Annotated in this window: 18 protein-coding genes and 1 pseudogene; 16 read left to right on the top strand and 3 right to left on the bottom strand. The window is 48.9% G+C overall.

Annotation, left to right across the window (positions count from 1 at the left end; genetic code table 11):
- Window positions 1-209 precede the first annotated feature (209 nt).
- From dnaK to nhaR, 4 genes are all read left to right on the top strand, one after another.
- Window positions 210-2132, top strand: coding sequence for a molecular chaperone DnaK (gene dnaK / locus PCO85_19700; protein WJV53359.1), 1923 nt, complete (start codon window positions 210-212; stop codon window positions 2130-2132).
- 110 nt (window positions 2133-2242) lie between these two features.
- Window positions 2243-3376: a molecular chaperone DnaJ gene (gene dnaJ, locus PCO85_19695; GenBank protein WJV53358.1), complete on the top strand. Its 1134-nt coding sequence runs from the start codon at window positions 2243-2245 to the stop codon at window positions 3374-3376.
- 225 nt (window positions 3377-3601) lie between these two features.
- Complete coding sequence (nhaA, locus tag PCO85_19690) at window positions 3602-4795, top strand: Na+/H+ antiporter NhaA (GenBank protein WJV53357.1); 1194 nt, start codon at window positions 3602-3604, stop codon at window positions 4793-4795.
- Between the two features lie 8 nt (window positions 4796-4803).
- Complete coding sequence (gene nhaR, locus PCO85_19685) at window positions 4804-5694, top strand: transcriptional activator NhaR (GenBank protein ID WJV53356.1); 891 nt, start codon at window positions 4804-4806, stop codon at window positions 5692-5694.
- A gap of 77 nt (window positions 5695-5771) precedes the next feature.
- Here nhaR and rpsT read toward each other — a convergent pair whose 3' ends face one another.
- Window positions 5772-6035, bottom strand: coding sequence for a 30S ribosomal protein S20 (gene rpsT, locus PCO85_19680; GenBank protein WJV53355.1), 264 nt, complete (start codon window positions 6033-6035; stop codon window positions 5772-5774).
- 404 nt (window positions 6036-6439) lie between these two features.
- Here rpsT and ribF point away from each other — a divergent pair, with 404 nt between their 5' ends.
- Genes ribF through ispH form a run of 5 tightly spaced genes read left to right on the top strand, consistent with a single transcriptional unit; the run spans window position 6440 to window position 12144 of the window.
- Window positions 6440-7381 (top strand): bifunctional riboflavin kinase/FAD synthetase, encoded by a 942-nt coding sequence (ribF, locus tag PCO85_19675; protein ID WJV53354.1) that lies wholly within the window; start codon window positions 6440-6442, stop codon window positions 7379-7381.
- Window positions 7382-7413: 32 nt separating this feature from the next.
- Window positions 7414-10227: an isoleucine--tRNA ligase gene (gene ileS, locus PCO85_19670; protein WJV53353.1), complete on the top strand. Its 2814-nt coding sequence runs from the start codon at window positions 7414-7416 to the stop codon at window positions 10225-10227.
- Window positions 10227-10733, top strand: a complete 507-nt coding sequence (lspA, locus tag PCO85_19665; protein ID WJV53352.1) for a signal peptidase II — start codon at window positions 10227-10229, stop codon at window positions 10731-10733. The genes ileS and lspA overlap by 1 nt, the downstream gene beginning before the upstream one ends.
- Window positions 10734-10736: 3 nt before the next feature.
- On the top strand, window positions 10737-11213 hold the full coding sequence (gene fkpB / locus PCO85_19660; protein WJV53351.1) for an FKBP-type peptidyl-prolyl cis-trans isomerase: 477 nt from the start codon (window positions 10737-10739) through the stop codon (window positions 11211-11213).
- Window positions 11194-12144 carry a 4-hydroxy-3-methylbut-2-enyl diphosphate reductase gene (gene ispH, locus PCO85_19655; GenBank protein WJV53350.1) on the top strand — a complete coding sequence of 317 codons (951 nt, stop codon included), beginning with the start codon at window positions 11194-11196 and terminating at the stop codon, window positions 12142-12144. Before fkpB ends, ispH begins: the two co-directional genes overlap by 20 nt.
- 41 nt (window positions 12145-12185) lie before the next feature.
- Here the strand turns inward: ispH and PCO85_19650 are convergent.
- Window positions 12186-12344: pseudogene (locus PCO85_19650) on the bottom strand (response regulator).
- 395 nt (window positions 12345-12739) lie between these two features.
- Between PCO85_19650 and dapB the strand changes: the two are divergent.
- The 3 genes from dapB to carB all read left to right on the top strand — a co-directional run bounded on the left by dapB (window position 12740) and on the right by carB (window position 18405).
- Window positions 12740-13561, top strand: a complete 822-nt coding sequence (dapB, locus tag PCO85_19645) for a 4-hydroxy-tetrahydrodipicolinate reductase (protein ID WJV53349.1) — start codon at window positions 12740-12742, stop codon at window positions 13559-13561.
- A gap of 456 nt (window positions 13562-14017) precedes the next feature.
- Window positions 14018-15166 carry a glutamine-hydrolyzing carbamoyl-phosphate synthase small subunit gene (gene carA, locus PCO85_19640; protein WJV53348.1) on the top strand — a complete coding sequence of 383 codons (1149 nt, stop codon included), beginning with the start codon at window positions 14018-14020 and terminating at the stop codon, window positions 15164-15166.
- 14 nt (window positions 15167-15180) lie between these two features.
- Window positions 15181-18405, top strand: a complete 3225-nt coding sequence (gene carB, locus PCO85_19635) for a carbamoyl-phosphate synthase large subunit (protein WJV53347.1) — start codon at window positions 15181-15183, stop codon at window positions 18403-18405.
- A 191-nt stretch (window positions 18406-18596) separates the two neighbouring features.
- Here the strand turns inward: carB and PCO85_19630 are convergent, their stop codons facing one another.
- Window positions 18597-19211 (bottom strand): LysE family transporter, encoded by a 615-nt coding sequence (locus PCO85_19630; protein ID WJV53346.1) that lies wholly within the window; start codon window positions 19209-19211, stop codon window positions 18597-18599.
- 172 nt (window positions 19212-19383) lie between these two features.
- Between PCO85_19630 and PCO85_19625 the strand changes: the two genes are divergently transcribed.
- From PCO85_19625 to PCO85_19610, 4 genes are all read left to right on the top strand, one after another.
- The gene (locus tag PCO85_19625; GenBank protein WJV53345.1) at window positions 19384-20160 is read left to right on the top strand and encodes a threonine/serine exporter ThrE family protein; all 777 of its coding nucleotides are present in this window, start codon (window positions 19384-19386) and stop codon (window positions 20158-20160) included.
- Window positions 20151-20621, top strand: coding sequence for a threonine/serine exporter (locus PCO85_19620; GenBank protein ID WJV53344.1), 471 nt, complete (start codon window positions 20151-20153; stop codon window positions 20619-20621). The genes PCO85_19625 and PCO85_19620 overlap by 10 nt, the downstream gene beginning before the upstream one ends.
- A 110-nt stretch (window positions 20622-20731) precedes the next feature.
- Window positions 20732-21214, top strand: coding sequence for a type 3 dihydrofolate reductase (gene folA / locus PCO85_19615; GenBank protein ID WJV53343.1), 483 nt, complete (start codon window positions 20732-20734; stop codon window positions 21212-21214).
- A 364-nt stretch (window positions 21215-21578) separates the two neighbouring features.
- Window positions 21579-23471: a PhoX family phosphatase gene (locus tag PCO85_19610; GenBank protein WJV53342.1), complete on the top strand. Its 1893-nt coding sequence runs from the start codon at window positions 21579-21581 to the stop codon at window positions 23469-23471.
- Window positions 23472-23481 lie beyond the last annotated feature (10 nt).

Raw genomic sequence — 23481 nt, 5'->3', positions numbered from 1 at the left:
ATTGAGAATAATTTGATCGAAAGAAGGAAAAGACCACTTTTTTTTCATCGTTGACCCTTGATGCGTGATTTGTTGTCCCCATCTTAACTTCATCCAAAACGGTTTGACCGATTAAGAAGACTATACCGGGTGGTTGAAAAACAGAATTTCGCCCGCATAGTTAGGTTGAACTACCACACCGAATATGACTTTTTAGTGGAGATGTTTAGATGGGTAAGATAATTGGTATCGACTTGGGTACAACCAACTCTTGTGTAGCGATTATGGATGGTACGCAGGTTAAGGTACTGGAAAACAGCGAAGGTGATCGTACTACCCCTTCAATCATTGCTTATACGCAAGACGGTGAAACTCTGGTTGGCCAACCGGCTAAACGTCAGGCGGTGACTAACCCGAAAAATACGCTGTTTGCGATTAAGCGTCTGATTGGTCGTCGTTTTAAAGATGAAGAAGTTCAGCGTGACACCAATATCATGCCGTACAAAATTATTGCGTCAGATAACGGTGACGCCTGGCTGGAAGTAAAAGACCAGAAAATGGCTCCGCCGCAGATTTCAGCTGAAGTGCTGAAGAAAATGAAAAAAACGGCAGAAGACTACCTGGGGGAAGCCGTCACCGAAGCGGTAATTACCGTTCCGGCTTACTTTAACGATGCTCAGCGTCAGGCAACCAAAGATGCTGGTCGTATCGCTGGTCTGGAAGTAAAACGTATCATCAATGAACCAACAGCGGCAGCACTGGCTTATGGCCTGGATAAAGAGGTTGGTAACCGTACTATCGCGGTTTACGATCTAGGCGGTGGTACCTTCGATATTTCCATCATTGAAATCGATGATGTCGATGGCGAAAAAACGTTTGAAGTGTTGGCGACCAATGGTGATACCCATCTGGGTGGTGAAGACTTCGATAGCCTTATGATTAATTATCTGGTCGATGAGTTCAAAAAAGATCAGGGCTTTGACCTGCGTAATGATCCACTGGCCATGCAGCGTCTGAAAGAAGCAGCAGAAAAAGCAAAAATTGAGCTGTCTTCTGCTCAGCAGACCGATGTCAACCTGCCGTACATTACGGCGGATGCCTCTGGTCCTAAACATCTGAATATTAAAGTAACCCGCGCCAAGTTGGAATCACTGGTCGAGAATTTGGTTACCCGAACCCTGGAACCATTGAAAGTGGCATTGCAGGATGCTGGATTGTCAGTTTCTGACATTCAGGATGTGATTCTGGTTGGTGGTCAAACCCGTATGCCGATGGTTCAGAAGAAAGTGGCCGATTTCTTCGGTAAAGAACCGCGCAAAGATGTTAACCCTGACGAAGCGGTAGCGATTGGTGCTGCGGTTCAGGGCGGCGTTCTGGCTGGTGATGTGAAAGACGTGTTGCTGCTGGATGTTTCGCCATTGTCTCTGGGGATAGAAACAATGGGTGGTGTGATGACGGCGCTGATTGCGAAGAACACGACTATCCCGACCAAACACAGCCAGGTGTTCTCAACGGCAGAAGACAATCAGTCCGCAGTGACTATCCATGTGCTGCAAGGGGAACGTAAGCGCGCTCACGATAACAAGTCGCTGGGCCAATTTAATCTGGATGGTATTCAGCCATCTCCGCGTGGTATACCGCAGATTGAAGTCACTTTTGATATTGATGCTGATGGTATCCTGCACGTTTCGGCAAAAGACAAGAACAGCGGTCGTGAGCAGAAGATCACTATTAAAGCCTCTTCCGGCTTGAACGAAGAAGAGATCCAGAGCATGGTACGTGATGCAGAAGCCAATGCTGAATCAGATCGCAAGTTCGAAGAACTGGTACAGGCGCGCAATCAGGGTGACCATCTGTTGCACAGTACCCGTAAACAGCTGGAAGAGTCTGGTGATAAACTGGCTGATAGTGATAAGACGGCGATTGATGACGCTCTGAAAGCATTGGAAGGTGCGTTGAAATCTGAAGACAAAGCTGATATTGAAGCGAAGATTCAATCACTGGCTGAAGCGTCCACCAAACTGTTGGAAGCGTCGCAGCAACAGCAGGCACAAGCTGGTGCTGACGCAAGTGCAAGTGCTGGTGACAATGCGGCTCATCAGGATGACGATGTTGTCGACGCTGAATTCGAAGAAGTAAAAGACAAGAAATAATCGCCCTTAAGCGGGCACGGTAGCGGTAACTCATACTGTTGCTGGCAACCAAGCACGGGCGTCGGGGAAACTCTACGCCCGTGCACGCATGTTGAGGGCAGGGCAAAAGAATGGCGAAGCAAGATTACTACGAGACGTTAGGTGTTTCCAGCAGTGCCGATGAGCGTGAAATCAAGAAGGCTTATAAGCGTTTAGCGATGAAATATCATCCGGATCGCAATCCTGATGATAAAAGCTCTGAAGCCAAGTTTAAAGAAGTCAAAGAAGCTTATGAAATTTTAACCGATGCGCAGAAACGCGCAGCTTATGACCAGTATGGCCATGCCGCATTTGAGCAAGGTGGTATGGGTGGTGGCGGTTTCGGTGGTGGTAATGGTGCCGATTTCGGTGATATTTTTGGCGACGTTTTTGGCGATATCTTTGGTGGCAATCGCCGTCAGCGTGCAAGTCGTGGTGCCGATTTACGTTATAACATGGAATTGACGCTAGAAGAGGCTGTTCGTGGCGTCACCAAAGAAATCCGTATCCCCGCGTTGGAAGAGTGTGATGTTTGCCATGGCAGCGGCGCCAAACCCGGCAGTTCACCGGTAACTTGTCCTACTTGTCATGGCAATGGTCAGGTTCAGATGCGTCAGGGCTTTTTCACGGTTCAGCAGACTTGTCCGCATTGCCATGGTCGTGGAAAAATCATTAAAGATCCCTGCGTGAAATGTCATGGTCACGGGCGTGTAGAGAAAAGCAAAACACTATCGGTTAAAATTCCGGCTGGGGTTGATACCGGTGACCGGATCCGGCTTTCTGGTGAGGGTGAAGCAGGGGAGTTTGGCGCTCCAGCCGGAGATTTGTATGTTCAGGTACAGGTCCGGCAACACCCCATCTTCCAGCGTGAAGATAATAACCTATACTGTGAAGTGCCAATAAATTTTGCCATGGCAGCGTTGGGGGGAGAGATTGAAGTCCCTACACTGGATGGGCGTGTAAAACTAAAAGTGCCAGAAGAAACACAGACTGGCAAACTGTTCAGAATGCGTGGTAAAGGCGTTAAATCAGTACGTGGCGGAGCTCAGGGTGATTTATTGTGCCGTGTTGTGGTAGAAACCCCGGTTAAGCTGAATGAGCGTCAGAGACAACTGTTACAGGAATTGGACGAAAGTTTTGGTGGTCCATCCGGTGAACGGAACAGTCCGCGCTCCAAAAACTTTTTTGAGGGTGTGAAAAAGTTCTTTGATGATTTGACCCGTTAAATCGGTGTTGAATGAAACATAAAACCGGTTGGTGTAAGCCAGCCGGTTTTTTTTATCTTTCCGCAAACGTTTTCCGTCATTCTAATTTCTGGAAAGAAACATCGGTTTTTCCGAGTAATGATTCAATTTAAAACTGCTTTTATCGATAGATGAAGTTACGTAACCTTGTATCTCCACACCAGACGCGATTATCCCTGTTTCTGCCGACCAAGAGAGAAGAATGACATGATCAATATACTTCGGCGTTTTACCAGCCTGGATGCCGCAGCAGGAGTGACTTTAATTGCGGCGACTTTACTGGCGTTGGTAATGGCCAATACGCCTTTCACTGTCTCCGCGTATCAATATTTCCTTGAACTGCCGGTGGTTTTCAAACTGGGGGCGCTGGAGATTAATAAGTCACTATTGCTGTGGATCAATGATGGTCTGATGGCCATCTTTTTTCTGATGATAGGGCTTGAGGTAAAGCGTGAGTTGATCAGTGGGACACTGGCAAGTCGTAGTCAGGCGTTATTACCTGTAGCAGCGGCTATCGGTGGTATGGTGTTCCCTGCATTGATATTTCTACTGTTTAACGTCTATGACGATCAGACTCGCGCCGGATGGGCAATCCCAGCCGCGACAGACATTGCGTTTGCCGTGGGTATTCTGGTGCTATTGGGAAAGCGCGTACCACCTGGTTTAAAGGTATTTTTGCTGGCGCTGGCGATTATTGATGATCTGGGGGCAATCATCGTTATTGCTATTTTCTATACTCACCAGATCTATTGGCCCGCATTGGCGGGGGCGTTGCTAGCCGTGTTGGCATTGGCATATATGAACCAGCAGAACGTACTGAAGACCTCGGCTTATCTGTTGGTCGGTATTGTACTTTGGGTCTGTATTCTGAAATCTGGCATACATGCTACGTTGGCTGGCGTTATTGTAGGTTTCTTCATTCCATTACAGGCGTCTGATGGTAAACCATCACCAGCGACCTCCCTGGAGCATGGATTGGAGATTTGGGTCTCTTTTCTGATTATTCCGCTATTTGCTTTTGCCAATGCTGGTATCGGGCTGAAGGGTATTGAGCTGGGGAATCTTTTTTCGCCACTGGTTGTAGGTATCTGTGCGGGATTATTACTTGGGAAACCGATTGGCATTTCCCTATGTAGCTGGCTGGTGATAAAGCGAGGATTCGCAAAGTTGCCCGTAGGCGTCAATTTCCGCCAGGTCATGGCCGTTTCCATACTGTGTGGTATCGGATTCACAATGTCGATTTTCATTACGTTGTTGGCATTTAGTGGCGGTTACTCAGCATTTATTCTGTACGCTAAGCTAGGTATTTTGCTGGCTTCATTAGTGGCCGCTGTACTAGGGTACATGACCTTAAGAAGTGCATTGCCGTTAGTTGATGATTGCAAAACAGAAGAAGAGTGATTGTTAGCATGACTCATATCAATTTTAACCATCTCTATTATTTTTGGCATGTTTGTAAAGCGGGCTCGGTGGCCGGTGCGGCCGGGGCACTGTTTTTAACACCGCAGACTATTACCGGACAGATTAAAACATTGGAGGCGCGTTTACAGGGCCGGTTGTTCAAGCGTAAAGGGCGCGGTCTTGAGCCTACCGAACTAGGACAACTGGTGTTCCGCTATGCCGACAAGATGTTTGCGCTGAGCCAGGAAATGTTGGATATCGTTAACTATCGCAAGGAATCAAATCTGCTGTTTGATGTCGGCGTCGCTGACGCATTATCGAAACGACTGGTCAGTCAGGTGTTGGAAACGGTGGTGACTGAACAGGATCATATTCATCTGCGTTGTTTTGAATCCACCCATGAAATGTTACTGGAACAATTGAGTCAGCATAAACTGGACATGATTCTGTCGGATTGTCCCATTGATTCCAGTCAGCAGGAAGGGTTGTTTTCCCTCAAACTGGGGGAGTGTGGTGTCAGCTTTTATTGCCGTCAGCCAAAACCAGGTCTGCCATTTCCGGCCTGTCTGGAACAACGTCGGTTGTTGATCCCAGGACGCCGAACTATGCTGGGTCGTAAGTTATTGAATTGGTTTAATGAAAATAATATTCGAACGGAAATCCTGGGGGAATTTGATGATGCGGCACTGATGACCGCATTTGGCGTACATCATGACGCTATTTTTGTTGCGCCTTCCCTGTATGCCCATGAGATTTATTTGCAGGCAGATATCGTTGAAATAGGCCGTATGGATAATGTGCAGGATGAATACTATGTCATTTTTGCGGAGCGTATGATCCAGCATCCCGCAGTGCAGCGTGTCTGTAACAAAGATTTTTCCGCATTATTTCAGGGGTGAACTTATACCGACCAAAAATGTGCTCACAAAAAAACCGGCCTGAGCCGGTTTTCTTAGCAAGAATCACGAAAATGTAATTATTGCATCGCGCCGATTTGAGCGGCCAGATTAGATTTATGACGTGCGGCTTTATTTTTGTGAATCAGTCCTTTGCTTGCCTGACGATCCACAATCGGTTGCATATCATTAAACGCTTTCTGTGCTGCTTCTTTATCGCCAGTAGCGATCGCCGCATATACTTTCTTGATGAAAGTACGCATCATGGAGCGACGGCTTGCGTTATGCTTGCGGCGCTTTTCAGACTGTACGGCGCGTTTCTTAGCTGATTTGATATTAGCCAAGGTCCAACTCCCAAATATATTCTATCGAGGACAATTCAAAGGCCGGGGAATATGCCCTTTTAGCCTTCTTTTGTCAATGGATTTGTGCAAATAAGCGCCGTTTGTACGTCAGCGCTTGTTACGTTGTGATGGCGCAGGATTTTAACAGCTTCACGGCAGGGAATACAGTCTTTCACATGATAAATTCGCTATGACAGATGGAATTCACGTTAACACGCTGATCTTTACTAAAAGCCTTTATTACCGATGGTGTATTTCAGGTGTCATTGTAGCCCAATGTGGAACATGCTCAGGTTATCATCACGTGAAATAAAGTGCGCAGATAACAAAAGGCGTGAATCGCGGGTTAACCTTACTCTCTGTACAAGGTATAATCCGCCGATTTCCACATTTTTGAGCCAGTTATGCAGCTAATCCGCGGTATACACAATCTTCAGGCACGCCATTATGGCTGTGTGCTTACTATTGGCAATTTTGATGGTGTCCACCGCGGGCACCAGATCCTGCTCGAACACCTTAAACAGGAAGGACGGGCCCGTGGTTTACCGGTGATGGTGATGATCTTTGAACCTCAACCGCTGGAGCTATTTGCGGGAGAAAAAGCCCCGGCTCGTCTAACACGCCTGCGGGACAAGGTCAATTATCTGGCTCAGGCCGGCATTGATTATCTGTTATGTGTGAAATTTGATGCCCATTTCGCCGCCAATCATGCCCAAACTTTCATCTCCCGCCTGTTGGTTGAAAAGCTGGGTGTGAAATTTCTGGTCGTAGGGGATGACTTCCGGTTCGGGGCTGGTCGCGAAGGCGATTTCCTGTTATTACAGAAAGCTGGCCTTGAACTGGGTTTTGACGTTATCAGCACCGCCACTTTTTGTCAGGGTGGCAGAAGAGTCAGTAGTACTGCCGTGCGTGAAGCACTTAGCCAGGATGATCTGGCCCTGGCAGAAGATCTACTGGGGCATCCTTACCGTATTTCAGGGCGCGTAGTACATGGCAACGAGCTGGGAAGAACTATTGGTTTTCCTACCGCTAATTTACCGTTAAAACGACAGGTATCACCAATAAGTGGTGTCTATGCGGTGAGCGTTTATGGTCTGGGAGAAACGCCGCTACCCGGGGTTGCCAATATTGGCACGCGTCCTACGGTAACGGGAGACAAGCATCAGCAGTTGGAGGTACATCTGCTGGATGTTACGCTGGATCTGTATGGTCGACATATCGATGTAGTAATGCGTAAAAAATTGCGCAATGAACAGCGTTTTGCTTCGATTGATATTCTTAAGCAGCAAATCGCTAATGACGTGGTGGCGGCCCGTGAATTCTTCGGGCTAAAGACACCGGTTTAATTTTTCTAGCCGAAAACGAAATCGAGAATCTAATGAGTGACTATAAGACTACCCTGAATTTGCCGGAAACAGGGTTCCCGATGCGTGGCGATCTGGCCAAGCGCGAACCTGACATGCTGAAACGTTGGTATGAACAGGATTTGTACGGGATTATTCGCAGCGCCAAAAAGGGTAAGAAAACCTTTATTCTTCACGACGGCCCTCCGTATGCGAATGGCAATATTCATATTGGTCACTCAGTTAACAAGATTCTGAAAGACATTATTGTTAAGTCCAAAGGACTCTCCGGTTATGACTCTCCTTATGTTCCGGGCTGGGACTGCCATGGATTGCCGATTGAGCTGAAAGTTGAACAGCTGGTGGGTAAACCGGGAGAAAAAGTCAGTGCGGCGCAGTTCCGTCAGGAATGCCGGAAATATGCCGCAGAACAAGTCGCTGGGCAGAAGAAGGATTTTATCCGTCTTGGGGTTCTGGGTGACTGGGATCATCCGTACCTGACCATGGATTTTAAAACTGAAGCCAATATTATCCGTGCACTCGGCAAAATCATTGATAACGGTCATTTGCATAAAGGCGCGAAACCGGTGCACTGGTGTGCCGATTGTGGTTCTGCACTGGCTGAAGCGGAAGTGGAATATTACGACAAAACGTCACCTTCTATTGATGTGGCTTTCCAGGCTATTGATGCAGCGGCCGTGGCGGCAAAATTTGGTGTTAGTCAGGTAGATGGTCCGCTGTCATTGGTGATCTGGACGACAACGCCCTGGACGCTGCCCGCTAACCGTGCGATTGCGCTGAATGCGGAGTTCAGTTACCAACTGGTCCAGGTTGAAGGCAAGGCATTAATTCTGGCGGCTGATCTGGTTGAGAGTGTGATGGCCCGTGTGGGTATTACTCACTGGGTCGTTCTGGGGGATTGTACTGGTAGCGATCTAGAACTGTTACGCTTCCAGCATCCATTCATGGGTTTTGATGTCCCGGTTATTCTTGGTGACCATGTGACGCTGGAGGCGGGTACTGGTGCAGTACACACTGCGGGTGGCCACGGTCCGGACGACTATGTGATCAGCCAGAAATACAATCTGGAAATCGCCAACCCGGTTGGGCCGAACGGCTGTTACCTGAGTGGAACTTACCCCGAACTGGATGGCAAGTTTGTCTTTAAAGCGAACGATCTGATTGTTGAGATCCTGCGTGATAAAGGCGCATTGCTGCATGTAGAAAAACTGCTACACAGCTATCCATGCTGCTGGCGTCATAAAACCCCTATCATTTTCCGCGCCACGCCGCAGTGGTTTGTCAGCATGGATCAGAAAGGGCTGCGTCAACAATCTTTGGCTGAAATCAAAGGGGTACAATGGATACCGGATTGGGGGCAGGCGCGGATTGAAGCGATGGTCGCCAACCGTCCTGACTGGTGTATTTCCCGCCAGCGTACCTGGGGCGTACCAATGTCACTGTTTGTCCACAAGGACACAGAAGTATTGCATCCGCGTACCAGCGAGCTGATTGAGGAAGTTGCCAAGCGTGTTGAGCAAGATGGTATTCAAGCCTGGTGGGATCTCGATGCGGCTGAGCTGCTGGGCTCTGAAGCCGCTGATTATGTGAAAGTCCCTGACACGCTTGATGTGTGGTTTGACTCCGGTTCCACACATGCTTCGGTAGTGGATGTGCGCCCTGAGTTTGCCGGTCACGCTGCCGATATGTATCTGGAAGGTTCTGACCAGCACCGCGGCTGGTTTATGTCTTCACTGATGATTTCCACGGCGATTAAAGGCAAAGCGCCTTATCGGCAGGTATTGACTCATGGTTTCACCGTGGATGGTCAGGGACGCAAGATGTCGAAATCCATCGGCAATACGGTGAGCCCACAGGCGGTGATGGACAAACTGGGTGCGGATATTCTTCGACTGTGGATCGGGTCTACTGATTACTCGGGTGAGATCGCCGTTTCTGATGAAATTCTGAAACGTTCAGCTGATGCCTATCGCCGTATCCGCAACACGGCCCGCTTCCTGCTGGCCAACCTAAATGGTTTCGACCCCGTACAGCACATGGTGCAGCCGCAGGATATGGTGGTTCTGGACCGTTGGGCCGTGGGATGCGCGCAAGCTGCACAACAGGAAATTGTCGAAGCGTATGAAAGTTACGATTTCCATCGGGTAGTACAACGTCTGATGCAGTTCTGCTCGATTGAGATGGGTTCTTTCTATCTTGATATCATCAAGGATCGTCAATACACCGCGCAAAGTGACAGTGTGGCACGCCGCAGTTGTCAGACTGCGCTGTATCATATTGCTGAAGCGTTGGTACGTTGGATGGCTCCGATCATGTCCTTTACGGCTGATGAAATCTGGGGTTATCTGCCAGGCAAACGTGCGCAGTATGTCTTTACCGAAGAGTGGTATGACGGCCTGTTTGGATTGGACAGTGCCGAAACCATGAATGACGCTTTCTGGGATGAAATATTGAAAGTGCGTTCGGAAGTGAACAAAGTGATTGAGCAAGCGCGTAACGATAAACGTATTGGTGGTTCGCTGGAAGCGTCTGTCACGTTGTATGCCGATGCTGAATTAGCTGACAAACTGAACCGTTTGCAGCGAGAACTGCATTTTGCCCTGCTGACATCCAAAGCGGTGGTGGCACTTTACGAAGATGCACCTGCACAGGCACAACAGAGTGAATTATCGGGCCTGAAAATTGTCCTCAGTAAAGCTGAAGGGGATAAGTGTCCGCGTTGTTGGCATTATGAGTTGGATATCGGTACCCATGCCGAATATCCTGAAATTTGTGGTCGCTGCGCGACCAATATTGGCGGCAATGGCGAAGAGCGTAAATTTGTCTGATGAGTAAATCAATTGGAGCAAGTGGCCTGCGTTGGCTATGGCTGACGCTGGTGGTTCTTGTGGTCGATCTCGGCAGCAAGCAGTGGGTAATGACCCATTTCCAACTGGGTGAGTCGTTCTCACTGGTGCCGTTTTTCAACCTGACTTATGCCCATAATCTGGGGGCAGCTTTCAGCTTTCTGGCCGATAAAGGTGGCTGGCAGCGTTGGCTTTTTGCCGTAATCGCATTGGCAATTACGGTAACGTTGCTGGTCTTTATGTACCGTTCAGACGGGCGTCATAAGCTGAATAATATTGCCTATGCACTGATCATCGGCGGTGCAATCGGCAATCTCTCTGATCGTCTGGTGCACGGTTATGTTATCGATTTTATTGATTTTCATGTTAATAATTGGCATTACCCGATCTTCAATCTGGCAGATACGTCTATTTGTATCGGTGCTCTGCTGATTGTGCTGGAAGGCTTTTTTATTTCGCCAGAGAAGAAGGGTGTAAAGGATAAATAGCGCATGGTACAACGAGTGCAAGCTAACAGTGCAGTGCTGGTCCATTTCACTCTGACGCTGGAAGAGGGGTCAGTGGCTGAGGATACCCGTGAAAGCGGTAAACCGGCGCTGTTCCGGCTGGGAGACGACAGTCTGTCGGCTGAATTGGAGCAGCAACTGCTGGGTCTACAGGCAGGAGATACGCGTCAGTTCAGCTTGTCACCGGAGTCTGCTTTCGGCCCTTCGAATCCTGATTTGGTTCAGTTCTTCCTACGTCGTGATTTTGCGCAGACCGGTGTACCTGAAGTCGGTACGATCATGTTGTTCAGCGGCGTAGGTGGCGATGATATGCCGGGTATTATCCGTGAGGTGGCAGAGGAATCCATTACTGTGGATTTCAACCACCCGCTGGCCGGACATACTGTTACTTTTGATGTGGAAGTTCTGGCTGTTGATCCGCCCGCACAGCAGGAGGTGGGTCATGAAAATATTGTTAGCTAACCCGCGCGGTTTCTGTGCGGGCGTCGATCGTGCTATCAGCATTGTTGAGCGGGCACTGGAAGTGTATGGCGCACCGATTTATGTTCGTCATGAAGTTGTGCATAACCGCTATGTGGTGGATGGATTGCGGGAACGTGGTGCAGTTTTTATTGAGCAGATTGAGGACGTGCCTGATGGGGCGATTTTGATCTTTTCTGCACATGGCGTTTCTCAATCAGTACGCACCGAAGCGAAAAACCGTGACCTCACCGTTTTTGATGCCACCTGTCCACTGGTGACCAAAGTGCATATGGAGGTGGCTCGTTCCAGTCGGAAAGGGACGGAAGCCATTCTGATCGGTCACGCAGGTCATCCTGAAGTGGAAGGCACCATGGGGCAATATAATAACCCTGATGGTGGAATGTATCTGGTTGAAGGGCCGGAAGATGTCTGGAAATTGCAGGTGAAGGATGAAGCCAACCTGTGCTTTATGACGCAAACCACGTTATCGGTAGATGATACGTCTGCGGTGATTGATGCATTGCGTGAACGTTTCCCGTTGATTATTGGCCCACGTAAAGATGACATATGCTATGCGACGACCAATCGCCAGGAAGCGGCCAGAAGTCTGGCTACGCAAGCTGATGTGGTGCTGGTGGTGGGGTCGAAAAACTCGTCCAATTCCAATCGTCTGGCGGAGTTGGCGCAGCGAGTGGGTAAACCTTCTTACCTGATTGATTTTGCTGAGGATATCAAGGAAGAATGGTTCAAGGGTGTGGTTTGTGTCGGGGTGACTGCGGGCGCTTCGGCACCGGATATTCTGGTTCAGCAGGTTGTGAAACGCTTACAATCTCTGGGTGGGCAGGTTGCGGTTGAAATGCAAGGCTGTGAAGAAAACATTGTTTTTGAAGTGCCTAAAGAACTGCGTATATCGGTGAAGCGAGTCGACTGATTACAAGAGCAGGCAGCGTCTGTCTGCTCTTGGTGGTTTATTTATATGTGTCGCGTTGTCCGGTATATACGCTCTGGCCGTTCTACTCTAGCGTATATGATTTCCGCTTCCAGTAAGTTTTCTTTGGCACCATATTCCAGATAACGTCGTGCCGTTGTCCGGCTACTTCCCAAAATTTTTGCCAGCGTCTCGGTCGTGTGTTCCTGATCGTACCTTTCAGATAATTCCCGTACTTTCTGCAATGTGCCTATATCTAATTCATTAGGAAGCTGTCGTCATCTTGGCCCCGGCAGGAGTGCGGACTGCGACACTTTTTTATCGTAGTTTTCGTCGGGAAACCCATCAGCTGATGTTATCTGGAAAATGAATGATTATGCGTTATCGGATATAGGCTGGTGTTATTTTCATCAGGTTTGATAAAACCGGACTCTGGACTCGGCAGCTAAACCCTTTCTGTTCCCCTTATCGTTTTTTCTGATTCCTTTGCCTTTCTGACATAATTTCCTTATTGGTGATAAATCTGCTAGTGATAGTTTGTGGGGCTCGGTTACCCTGATGTTATGTCATGCTGAATTTTATTAAAGAGAGAGAAAATATGAAGGATGCATCAATTCGGATTGCGGTTGCTGGCGCTGGCGGCCGTATGGGCCGCCAACTGATTCAGGCTGTTGAGCAAATGACAGGTGCTGTGTTAGGTGCCGCATTGGAGCGCCCGGGATCGTCTCTGATTGGCGTGGATGCCGGAGAGCTGGCGGGCCTGGGAAAACTGAATGTTGCGGTTTCCGGCAGTCTTGATGCCATAAAGGATGATTTCGATGTTCTGATCGATTTTACTCGTCCTGAAGGCACGCTTACTCATTTGGCGTTTTGCCGCCAGCATGCCAAATCCATGATTATTGGTACTACGGGTTTTGATGAACAGGGCAAAGACGCTATCCGGCAAGCGGCAGCGGATATTGGTATCGTTTTTGCCGCTAATTTCAGTGTCGGCGTTAATGTCATGCTCAAGCTACTGGAGAAGACGGCGAAAGTGATGGGTGATTACACCGATATTGAAATCATCGAGGCGCATCACCGCCATAAAGTAGATGCTCCGTCTGGTACTGCACTGGCAATGGGTGAGGCAATCGCTGGTGCATTGGGGCGTTCTCTAAAGGATTGTGCGGTTTATACACGTGAAGGGTATACCGGTGAACGCGACCCAAAAAGCATTGGTTTCGCCACCGTGCGTGCCGGGGACATTGTGGGAGAACACACGGCAATGTTTGCTGATGTTGGTGAGCGTATAGAGATAACCCACAAGGCTTCCAGTCGCATGACATTCGCAAATGGTGCTGTTAGGGCAGCATTGTGGTTAAATGCTCATAATTATGGTCTTTTTGATATGAAAGATGTGCTTGGTTTGGATGATTTGTGATATTTATTATTCCACATTAACTTCTATAATTTTGATTTATATGACGAATATTTAATATTCGTCATATAATGTATATTTTTATTCATTTCTTTATAAATGAATTTAAATGATATTTTTTATTCGACTTTAGTGGGTTTTTGGGACGGTTTTTTTTCTTAATTCTCTCTTTCTGGTCGAGTGTGGTAGTTTATTATTCAGATTCTGACTTATCCTCTCTGGCAATCGTTTACTTATGTTACTTGATCTGTGTTTTTATCGATGTGAAAGCATATTCTTGACCGAAGCTGTAAAAATAATACAGAAAAAGTCGGTTTGAGTGGACAAGCTATCACACCATCATTAAAATGCGCCCAATTTGCCGAAAATTTGCCTTACAGGTGGTTTTTGCATTGATTTAGGTCGTTAAATCTGAATTAATATGCAAGTAACATGATTTTTTATTCCTTGGAGGGTGTTTTGATTAAGTCAGCGCTATTGGTTCTGGAAGACGGAACCCAATTCCACGGTCGGGCCATAGGGGCAGAAGGAACGGCAGTGGGGGAAGTGGTCTTCAATACGTCGATGACCGGTTATCAAGAAATCCTTACTGATCCCTCCTATTCCCGCCAGATTGTTACTCTCACTTATCCACATATTGGTAATGTTGGTACTAATGCCAGCGATGAAGAGTCTTCTTCTATTCATGCCCAGGGATTAGTGATTCGGGATTTACCGCTAATTGCCAGTAACTACCGCAGTGAAGAAAACCTTTCTGAGTATCTTAAACGTCATAACATTGTCGCTATTGCGGATATTGATACCCGTAAACTGACGAGATTGCTGCGTGAAAAAGGTGCTCAGAACGGTTGTATTATTGCGGGTGATGCGCCGGATGCGGCGCTGGCACTGGAAAAGGCCAAGGCGTTTCCTGGCCTGAAAGGGATGGATCTGGCAAAAGAAGTCACTACTCGGGAACATTATTCCTGGTCGCAGGGCAGTTGGACATTGGAAGGCGAATTGCCTGCGGCAAAAGACAATAGCGATCTACCCTATCACGTGGTGGCGTATGACTACGGTGTGAAGCGCAATATTCTGCGTATCCTGGTAGACCGTGGCTGCCGTCTGACCGTGGTTCCTGCACAAACCTCCGCTGAGGATGTGCTGAAACTGAATCCTGATGGGGTTTTCCTGTCTAACGGTCCTGGGGATCCGGAACCCTGTGACTATGCTATCAGGGCGATTAAAACCCTCCTGGAAACTGATATCCCGGTGTTTGGTATCTGCCTGGGCCATCAGTTGCTGGCACTGGCAAGTGGTGCCAAGACGATCAAGATGAAATTCGGGCACCACGGTGGCAACCATCCGGTGAAAGACCTTGATGCCGACCGTGTTATGATCACGGCACAAAACCACGGTTTTGCCGTTGATGAAACGTCTTTGCCCGCCACCTTGCGCACAACGCACAAATCCTTGTTCGATGGCTCTCTGCAAGGGATTCACCGTACCGATAAACCGGCGTTCAGTTTTCAGGGGCATCCGGAAGCCAGTCCCGGCCCGCATGATGCTGCGCCGTTGTTCGACCACTTTATCGAATTGATTCAGACTTACCGTTCTTCAGCTAAATAATCAGGAGCGAGAAAATGCCAAAACGTACAGATATTAAAAGCATCCTGATTCTTGGCGCCGGCCCGATTGTTATCGGTCAGGCGTGCGAATTTGACTACTCTGGCGCACAAGCGTGCAAGGCGCTGCGCGAAGAAGGGTATCGCGTTATTCTGGTCAACTCCAATCCCGCCACTATCATGACCGATCCGGAAATGGCTGATGCGACATACATTGAGCCGATTCACTGGGAAGTGGTGCGTAAAATCATTGAAAAAGAGCGCCCGGATGCCGTATTACCAACCATGGGGGGACAGACGGCACTGAACTGCGCGCTGGAACTAGAACGTCGTGGTGTGCTGGAAGAATTTAGTGTCACTATGATTGGTGCTACCGCCGATGCCATCGACAAGGCGGAAGATCGTCGCCGTTTCGATATCGCCATGAAATCGATTGGCCTGGAAACTGCCCGTTCCGGTATCGCTCACAATATGGATGAAGCATTGGTTGTGGCGGCAGATGTGGGTTTCCCCTGTATTATTCGCCCCTCTTTCACTATGGGGGGAAGTGGTGGCGGTATTGCCTACAACCGTGAAGAGTTTGAGGAAATCTGTACCCGTGGCCTGGATTTATCACCAACCAGTGAGTTGTTGATCGATGAATCTCTCATCGGTTGGAAAGAGTATGAAATGGAAGTGGTGCGGGATAAACACGACAACTGTATCATTGTCTGTTCGATTGAAAACCTGGATCCCATGGGTATTCATACCGGTGACTCCATCACGGTTGCACCCGCGCAAACGCTGACGGATAAAGAGTACCAGATCATGCGTAACGCCTCGATGGCGGTACTGCGTGAAATCGGCGTGGAAACCGGCGGTTCTAACGTGCAATTCGCGGTGAATCCCAAAACGGGTCGTCTGATCATCATCGAGATGAATCCACGCGTTTCCCGTTCTTCGGCGCTGGCGTCAAAAGCGACTGGCTTCCCGATTGCCAAAATCGCCGCCAAACTGGCGGTAGGTTACACGCTGGATGAATTGATGAATGACATTACCGGTGGTCGTACACCGGCGTCATTTGAACCCTCAATTGACTACGTGGTGACTAAAATCCCACGGTTTAATTTCGAAAAATTTGCTGGCGCTAATGACCGCCTCACCACACAGATGAAATCGGTCGGTGAAGTCATGGCGATTGGGCGTACGCAGCAGGAATCACTACAGAAAGCATTGCGTGGGCTGGAAGTCGGCGTATCGGGTTTTGACCCGAAAGTGGATCTGGACGATCCCGAAGCACTCACTAAAATCCGCCGTGAGCTGAAAGATGCCGGTGCGGAACGTATCTGGTATCTGGCGGATGCATTCCGCGCAGGGATGTCCGTGGATGGTGTCTTTAACCTGACCAATATTGACCGTTGGTTCCTGGTGCAGATTGAAGAACTGGTACGTCTGGAAGAACAGGTCGCGGAGCAGGGCGCTAATGGGCTGACGCCGGAGTTCCTGCGTCTGCTGAAACGCAAAGGCTTCGCCGACATACGTCTGGCCAAACTGGCGGGTGTGGCAGAGAGTGAAATTCGCAAGTTACGTAATAAGTACAATCTGCACCCGGTTTATAAACGAGTGGATACCTGTGCGGCCGAATTTGCGACCGACACGGCTTATCTGTACTCCACTTATGAGGATGAGTGTGAAGCCAATCCCAACCAGGACCGCGAGAAAATCATGGTGCTGGGTGGTGGCCCGAACCGTATCGGCCAGGGCATCGAATTTGACTACTGCTGCGTGCATGCTTCACTGGCACTGCGTGAAGATGGTTATGAAACTATCATGGTCAACTGTAACCCGGAAACGGTTTCTACTGACTATGACACCTCTGATCGTCTGTATTTTGAACCGGTAACGCTGGAAGATGTGCTGGAAATCGTGCGCATCGAGCAACCGAAAGGCGTTATTGTGCAGTACGGTGGGCAGACCCCGCTGAAGTTGGCGAGAGCGTTGGAAGCAGCAGGTGTACCGGTTATCGGTACCAGCCCGGACGCCATCGATCGTGCGGAAGACCGTGAGCGCTTCCAGCAGGCTGTGAACCGTCTTGGTCTGAAACAGCCGGCTAATGCCACGGTAGCAACCATTGAACAGGCGGTGGAAAAAGCGACCGGTATTGGTTATCCGTTGGTAGTTCGCCCTTCTTATGTGTTGGGTGGTCGTGCAATGGAAATTGTTTACGACGAAATCGACTTGCGTCGTTACTTCCAGAATGCAGTCAACGTATCCAATGATGCACCGGTACTGCTGGATCATTTCCTGGATGATGCGATAGAAGTGGATGTGGATGCTATCTGCGACGGTGAGCGTGTATTGATTGGTGGCATCATGGAGCACATTGAACAGGCTGGTGTGCATTCTGGTGACTCGGCATGTTCATTGCCTGCCTATACGCTAAGCAAGGAAATTCAGGATGTGATGCGTCAGCAGGTGGAAAAACTGGCGTTTGAACTGTCGGTGCATGGGCTGATGAATGCCCAGTTCGCCGTGAAGAACAACGAAGTTTATCTGATTGAAGTAAACCCGCGCGCCGCACGTACTGTCCCGTTTGTCTCGAAAGCGACTGGCGTTCCGCTGGCGAAAATCGCGGCCCGTGTGATGGTCGGCCAAACATTGGTGGATCAGGGAGTGACCAAAGAGGTGATTCCACCGTACTACTCAGTGAAAGAAGTGGTGCTGCCGTTCAATAAATTCCCAGGTGTTGACCCGATTCTGGGGCCGGAAATGCGCTCTACCGGTGAAGTGATGGGCGTCGGTCGTACTTTCGCCGAAGCCTTTGCCAAAGCTATGCTGGGCAGTAATTCACCGATGAAGAAAACCGGGCGGGCACTGTTATCCGTGCGCGAAGGTGATAAGGAGCGCGTGGTAGATTTGGCCGCCAAGCTACTCAAGAACGGTTTTGAGCTGGATGCGACTCACGGTACGGCGATTGTGCTGGGTGAAGCGGGTATCAATCCGCGTCTGGTAAACAAGGTACACGAAGGTCGTCCACATATTCAGGATCGCATCAAAAACGGTGAATATACTTATATTGTGAATACGACTGCTGGCCGGCAGGCTATCGAGGATTCGAAGCTGATTCGCCGTAGCGCTTTGCAATATAAAGTACACTACGATACGACCATGAACGGTGGCTTTGCTACAGCGATGTCACTTAATGCTGATCCGACGGAGCAGGTTATTTCCGTACAGGAAATGCATGCCAAGATTAAAGGTTAATATCAGTTCATTGCCTGTCGCCGATTTATCCCGGCATAAGCCGGGATTCAGCCGGATAATCAACGTGTTGAGTTAAGCAATGAGTTCCTGCTTTCTCAGCAATGCAGTGATTTGAGTAATGAAATCAGGTAGTTGACGACAAAGTAGTCATCCAAAAAAACCAGTCAAGGAAGCCTGACTGGTTTTTTCTGTTAGCTTAGAGCGACTTTGATACCCAAGGTAATCAGAATCCCTCCTAGCACTTTATCAACCAGTTTCTGTGTTTTAGCCAGTCCATAGCGAACTGGTTCACTCTGAATCAGGATGACCAGCAGAGGCCACCAGATAACCGCCAGTATCCAGATAATAGCGGCATACCACAGTTTTTCACCCATGCTAGAGTTTAGGCTGAGTACTTGGGTAAAGACAGAAAGAAAAAACAGAGTGGCTTTCGGATTCAACAGGTTGCAGAGATATCCCTGCAAAAAGGCTTTTTTCAGGCTGACGCGTTGTGGTGTTAACTGGGTGAGATCCATTTTGCTGCCACCATGGGAAATCAGCGCCTGAATGCCAATCCAAATCAGGTAAATGGCACCGGCGTATTTCAGCAAATCGAATAGCCAGGGTGTTGTGGTGATAACGACCGCCAGCCCGGCGACACAATAGGCCATGTGGGTCGCTACGCCGCAAATAACGCCGAGTGCGGTGACTATCGCTGCCAGTCGGGGATAACGTGCCGCATTTTTAATGACCAGAAAGAAATCCGGGCCGGGAGACAGCATTCCCAGTGTGGCAATGGTTGCAACAAATAACGACATTTCAAGCATGATGTATCCTGTAATGCGAGAGAAAGCGGGTAAATTGCAAGAATAATACCTCCGAGGGTATTTATTCGCATCATCATTATTGGCTATTTGCCCGCAATATGGTAACAAGAAGCCTTGTTTTATTTATGGTTATAACGTGGCTGTTTCAGTGAATCAGGGTCGGGAAAATGACATGGTAAGTGAAACCACACGACAGCGGGAAGTTACCCGGTTGTGTATTCAATGTGCACTGTTGTTGTTACAGCATGGTGCGGAAAGTATGCTCGTGGAGCAATTATCCTCACGGTTAGGCGTCGCGCTGGGTGTGGATAGTGTAGAAAGCTCGATCTCAGCGAATGCTATTGTGCTCACCACTATTATGGACGGACATTGTTTGACCTCCACACGTAAAAACGTGGATCGTGGTATCAATATGCATGTGGTTACCGAAGTTCAGCACGTGGTTATCATGGCGGAACATAGACTGCTGGATGTGGGGAGTGTGCATAAGCGTTTCAATAACATTAAACCGCTGCGTTACCCGCGTTGGCTGATGGTGACCATCGTGGGGCTCTCCTGTGGCTGTTTCAGTCGTTTAAATGGTGGTGGCTGGGATGCGGTTCTGGTGACCTTGATTGCCAGTGGTCTTGCTATGTATGTTCGCCAGATATTGACTAGCCGACATCTGAATCCGCTGATTAATTTCTGTGTTACCGCGTTTGTGGCAACGTCGGCCTCGGGGTTATTGATGCGGTTGCCTGGATTACAGCACTCATCAGCGGTGGCGATGGCTGCCAGCGTATTGTTGCTGGTTCCGGGTTTTCCGCTGATTAACGCCGTGGCGGATATGTTTAAAGGGCATATAAATACTGGTCTGGCACGCTGGGCGATGGCCAGTTTACTAACGCTGGCAACCTGTATTGGTGTGGTGATGGCAATGTCGGTGTGGGGGTTTCACGGATGGTCCTGAATCTGTTGTGGGCGTTATTGCAGGATATGATTCTGGCAGCGGTTCCGGCGCTGGGTTTTGCCATGGTATTTAATGTACCGATAAAAGCGTTGCGCTACTGTGCATTACTCGGAGCACTAGGACACGGCGCCCGTTTCCTGATGATCCATTTTGGGGCGCCGATTGAGTGGGCTTCGTTTTTGGCGTCAATCATGATCGGTATCATCGGGATTCGCTGGTCGCGCTGGTTACTGGCGCATCCAAAAGTGTTCACCGTCGCTGCGGTCATTCCCATGTTTCCGGGAATTCCGGCCTATACCGCGATGATTTCGGTAGTCGAACTGTCCCATCTGGGCTATAGCGAAGTGCTGATGCAAACACTGATGACCAATTTTCTGAAGGCCAGCTTTATTGTCGGTGCGCTGTCTATCGGGTTATCACTGCCGGGTCTCTGGCTGTATCGTAAGCGCCCAGGAGTGTGATTCGTTCAGAGCACTCTTATATTCTCTCTGGGTCCAGCAACCACCTCGACGCATGAACAGGCTTTCCGTATAGTGGCTTCAATTTTGTAGCCTATAGGGTTGGTTTTACCATGGTAATTAGTTTGATTGCCGCGTTGGCAGTGGACCGTGTTATCGGTATGGAAAACGCCATGCCGTGGCATCTACCTGCCGATCTGGCGTGGTTTAAGCGCAATACATTGAATAAGCCCATCATTATGGGGCGTAATACTTTCCGTTCTATTGGTCAGCCGCTACCAGGAAGATGCAATATCGTGGTCAGTAACCATCCGGGGGATGATGCCCGTGTGACTTGGGTGACATCCATTGATGCAGCGTTGGCTGCGGCAGGTAATGTAGACGAAGTGATGGTGATCGGCGGTGGCAATATTTATCGTCAGATGCTGCCTCAAGCGGATCGACTGTACCTGACGCATATCGATGCAGAGATGGAAGGAGACACTCATTTCCCTGATTATGAGCCTGATGAGTGGATCTCTACTTTCAGTGAATTCCATGATGCTGATGAGCATAATTCTCACAGTTACTGTTTTGAAATTCTCGAACGTCGCTAAGTATTGCAGACATTTTCTTGCTAAACCCACTGAAGTGGGTGAGTTTGATGGCAAAGTCTATATAGCGGCGATAATGAGAAGATCGTAAAGACGCTGCAAGTACCTCTCTGTAAGCTCAAGCCGCGCCATCCCTGGCGCGGATGCTTTATTCCTCTTCCTCATTATCACCGTTCTGACGCTATACATAGGTTTGTCAACGTCCTGACCCGCTCACTGAAGCGGGTTTTTCTTTTGTTGTCTAAATCTTTCTAAATGTAACATTTCGGTCACAATTAGCCCTTATTGTTAATACCGTTCTGTACCACACCCATATTTGATGATGAGCATTGCGCCACTGCCTGAAAAAGAAGAGGACGCTAGAGAGATGACAAGCAAGATTAATAGCCTGAATACTGATCGCTTGGTCGATCCTTCCCGCCGTAAGTTACTGTTAGGGAGCGCTGGTACGATAGGACTGGCCGGATTTTTAGGCGGAGGTGTCTGGTCAATACCCCGGCTCGCCTTTGCCGATACACCAGCAGAAGGGAGCAAGCTGCTTGGTTTTAAAGGTATTGTGGCTTCCAGTGAAGACAGTATTGCTATTACGCCTGGCTATCGTGCAGATGTCTTGATCTCTTGGGGGGAACCGCTGGTTAGCGGTGCAGCAAACTTTGATCCAGCAGGTAACAACACCGCTGCCGATCAGGAAAAGCAGTTTGGTGACAATAACGATGGTATGAGCTTTTTCCCTATTGATGATCACCATGCCGTGATGGCGATTAACAACGAATATGTGAATGAGCAATATCTGTTTTCCCATGGTGGTACCAAAGCCGTCTGCCTGGAGGATGTACGCAAATCCCAGGCGGCGCATGGTGTTTCCATTGTGGCGGTAAAACGCATCGGAGATTCACCGCGTTGGGTGGTTGAGCGGCCGTCGCGCTATAACCGCCGTATTACCGCGAATACAGAAATACACTTTAGCGGCCCGGCAGCGGGACATGACCTATTGAAGACGGATGCCGATCCGACAGGAATGACGGTGTTGGGAACATTTGGTAATTGTGCTAATGGTAAAACGCCATGGGGTACTTACCTGACCTGTGAAGAGAACTTTGATACTTATTTTGGTACTCACCAGGCGGATTATAAGACCACGCCAGAGCAGAAACGCTATTCATTGAAGGTCAAGGACCCGGAACGTAACTGGTCAGATTTTGACGATCGCTTCGATGTGGCAAAAAATCCCAATGAGTTCAACCGTTATGGCTGGGTTGTTGAGATTGATCCGATGGATCCGAATTCGACACCCATCAAACGGACTGCGCTTGGGCGCTTCAAACATGAAAATGCAGCGGTGACGGTGGCCAAAAATGGTCACTTAGTGGTGTACATGGGAGATGATGAACGTGGTGAGTTCATTTACAAATATGTTTCTACTGACAAGGTCGATAGCGCTAATCCTGCTAATAATCGTACCCTACTGGATAATGGCACACTGTATGTCGCGCAGTTTGATCGAGATGCGGCAGGTACGCCGTTGAAAGGGACCGGCCGCTGGATTGCGCTGACGTTTGGTGACAACGGATTGACAGCGGAAAATGGTTTTCATAGTCAGGCAGAGGTCGTTATTTTTGCCCGTAAAGCGGCCTCGCATGTAGGGGCTACCCGGATGGACCGCCCGGAATGGATTGCGGTCAACCCGCATGACGGAAGAGCCTATTGCACGCTGACTAATAACAGTCGGCGTGGTGATGAAGGGATGCCGGTAAATGCCGCCAACCCGCGTCCGCATAATATCTACGGTCAGATAATCCGCTGGGATGAAAAAGACGATGCCACCGCACAGGTGTTTGATTGGGATATGTATGCGCTGTGTGGTAATCCGATTGCTCACCCGGAAGGTATTAATCGTGGTTCGCCGAATATTACTGCGGATAATACCTTTAACAGCCCTGATGGCTTGGGATTTGACCAGGATGGTCGTCTGTGGATTCTGACCGATGGTAACTACAGTAATAAAGATGACTTTGCAGGCCAGGGTAACAACCAGATGCTGGTAGGGGATCCACACAGTGGCGAAATCCGCCGCTTTATGGTCGGACCGAAATCCTGTGAATTAACTGGAATTGCTTTTACCCCGGATTATAAAACCCTGTTTGTCAACATTCAGCATCCTGGAGAAAAAAAGGATTCACACTTTCCCAATAACAGCCCGCGTCCCCGTTCATCGGTAATAATGATTACCCGCGAAGATGGTGGTGTGATTGGGGCGTAAATAATAAAGT

It is taken from the genome of Prodigiosinella aquatilis, from assembly GCA_030388725.1.
GTDB lineage: Bacteria > Pseudomonadota > Gammaproteobacteria > Enterobacterales > Enterobacteriaceae > Prodigiosinella > Prodigiosinella aquatilis.
The sequence above is the reverse complement of the archived record's forward strand: the minus strand, read 5'-3'. Positions and strand labels throughout refer to the sequence as shown.